At 36.7% G+C, this 461-nt stretch carries 1 protein-coding gene; it reads left to right on the plus strand.

The features are described 5' to 3' along the window. Positions 1–41: 41 nt before the first annotated feature. Positions 42–461 (plus strand): helix-turn-helix domain-containing protein (locus JUI58_RS00565; RefSeq protein WP_204101807.1); only part of this gene is annotated, 420 nt, incomplete at its 3' end.

Raw genomic sequence — 461 nt, forward strand, 5'->3', positions numbered from 1 at the left:
TCTTTGTAAAGGTTGCTAGAATCCGATTTAGGAGGATTGAAATGTTAACACTAACTTACGAGTATAAATTAATCCCGAACGAAAAGCAAATCGAGGTAATTGAAAATACCTTGAGAGTGTGTCGTGCTGTCTGGAATTACGCTCTCTCAGAGAGAAAAGACTGGATTAAATCTCGGAAGTGTTCTGTTAATGCTTGTTCTCTGGAGAAGGAATATATAATTCCGGTGGATAAACCTTTTCCAAATTACAACATCCAATCCAAACAATTAACAGAGGCTAAGAAAACAAACCCGTGGTTAAAATCTGTGAATGCTCAAGTCTTGCAACAGATGCTCAAAAGATTGGACAAAGCATTTACAGATAGGAAATCAAAAAAACTCGGTTTTCCTCGTTTTAAGAATAAGTATAGGATGCGTTCTTTTGTGTATCCTCAAATGCTGAAAGACTGTATGCAGGAAAAC

Origin of the sequence: Spirulina sp. CCY15215, from assembly GCF_016888125.1 — a bacterium.
GTDB lineage: Bacteria > Cyanobacteriota > Cyanobacteriia > Cyanobacteriales > Spirulinaceae > CCY15215.